The organism is uncultured Nostoc sp. (genome assembly GCF_964247315.1).
In the GTDB taxonomy this organism is placed as follows: Bacteria; Cyanobacteriota; Cyanobacteriia; order Cyanobacteriales; family Nostocaceae; genus Nostoc.
Genome location: NZ_CAXTTT010000127.1, coordinates 1 through 2138, shown reverse-complemented (window position 1 = coordinate 2138; position 2138 = coordinate 1). Strand labels below are relative to the sequence as shown.

The following is a 2138-nucleotide window of genomic DNA, read 5'->3' as shown; positions in this document are numbered from 1 at the left end:
CTCGAACGTTGAGCCTTTTTGCTCGAACGTTGAGCCTTTTTACTCGAACGTTGAGGTTATCAGGATAAAACTTTAAGTTCTAACTCTCCCCCTCATCCTTTTTCATAGAGTACTAGACTAGTAGGTTGCAATTTCACTTCTTGGTTCACAGATAAATGTTCAGGGGCTTCAGAACCATGCCCAGACCATGAGGTATCAGCCGAGTCTAATAATTTATTAGCATTTTGCTCAAACGGCAAAGTCACTGTCACCGCCGATGAATTGAAATTCATCACAAATATGACTTCACTCGATTCGCACCAACGACGCACGATGACCAAATCCTTCTCTTTATCGCTAGTCGCTTGGATGAAATTGCGGTCTTGATTCAAAAGGGCTGGATGCGTCTTGCGTAAATTAATTAACTGGCGATACCAATCCCAGAGAATTTTGTGCTTTCCTTCATGACGTAATTCCCAATTAAGTTTGGACTTTAGGAAAGTTTCTGCCGATTCTGGATCTGGGGGATCATCTGCGAAGTGAAATGCTTCAAATTCTTGCTTGCGTCCGGCTCGAACTAATTGAATTAAATCAGGATCGGAGTGACTGACAAAGTAAATGAAGGGTGCAGTTTCACCGTATTCCTCTCCCATGAACAACAGAGGTAAGTTGGGCGACAGCAGCACAGCACCGGCGGCTAACTTTAATCCCTCAAAAGAGATGCGCTGGGTAAGGCGTTCTCCTTTCATTTGATTGCCGATTTGGTCGTGATTCTGAATGCAGATTGTAAACTGTGATGAAGGGCGATCGCGGCAAGATACGCCATGAAATCGTTTGCGGTGTGGTGCGTATTTCCAATCGTAGATAAAAGTATCTTCATAAGCTTTTGCCAGATCGGCAACCTGCCCAAAATCTTGATAATATCCTTGGCGATCGCCTGTCAAAAGTGCGTGCAATGCATGGTGGAAATCATCACTCCACTGGGCATCGAGTCCATATCCCCCCAATTCTGCCGGACGAATTATTTGCGGATTATTCATATCACTTTCGGCAATTAGATGGCGTTTCCATTTTTGCCCTTGTTGTGAGAAATGATGAACTGCTTCCGCTAATTCCCATAAAAAATGTTTAGCGCCCAAATCGTAAATTGCTTGAATCGCATCCAACCGCAATGCATCAATATGGAACTCGCCCAACCAGTACAACGCATTTTCGATAAAATAATTTCGCACACCCTGACTATGGGCATCGTCAAAATTCAGCGCTTCACCCCACGGCGTTTTATAGGTTTGAGTAAAGTAGGGCGCGAACTGACTCATATAGTTGCCTTCCGGCCCAAAGTGGTTGTATACCACATCCAGCACTACGGCGATATTATTTTGGTGGCAAGCATTTACCAGTTGCTTGAGTTCGGCTGGACTACCGTATGAATTTTGCACAGCATAGGGGTAAACGCCATCATAACCCCAGTTGCGATATGCAAGAGTTGCCTCAATATGAGTGTCTCCCGGAACCTGGGAAATGGGCATGATTTCAATAGCGTTAATTCCCAGTTCTCTCAACTCCGGTAAACGGGGAATGATCGCGGTGAAAGTTCCTTCCGGCGTGAATGTTCCAACATGGAGTTCATAGAAAATCATCGACTCTACAGGAATACCCGCCCAGCCTTCATCCGTCCACTCAAAATGATGATCGATAATTTGCGACGGCCCATGCACCCCTTCTGGTTGATACTGCGATGCCGGATCGGAAAAAGTGTCTTGGCCATTCAAGACATACTGATAAAGCGTACCTGGATATACATCGTTGACTTTCGTGTGCCAGTATCCCTCAGACTGAGGCTTGAGGGGAATTAACTGCTGTTCTGGCGTCAAAATTTTTACCGTAACGCTGTCTAATAGCGGAGACCAAACTGTAAATTCACACTCTCCGTTACCCAAGTAGTTAGCACCAATTTTCACGCAGTATCCTCCCGTCAGACTCTTTGTTGTGCCGAATTATGGTCGCGATCGCAATGTCATTGATTGCCCAATGTTTACAAACACGCCAGATAGCATAATGGTTCGTCTACCGGACTTTTTGCTAGCATCTGGAGGCGGATTTTTTAGCAGAATAAATTCTGTCTAATGACCAAAGAGGCAGGGGAGCAGGGGGCAGGG

The 2138-nt window shown here is 45.3% G+C and carries 1 protein-coding gene; it reads right to left on the bottom strand.

Annotated features, from left to right (window positions below):
- Positions 1-92: 92 nt before the first annotated feature.
- The gene (gene treZ / locus ACFE93_RS28330) at positions 93-1940 is read right to left on the bottom strand and encodes a malto-oligosyltrehalose trehalohydrolase (RefSeq protein WP_375478410.1); all 1848 of its coding nucleotides are present in this window, start codon (positions 1938-1940) and stop codon (positions 93-95) included.
- Positions 1941-2138 lie beyond the last annotated feature (198 nt).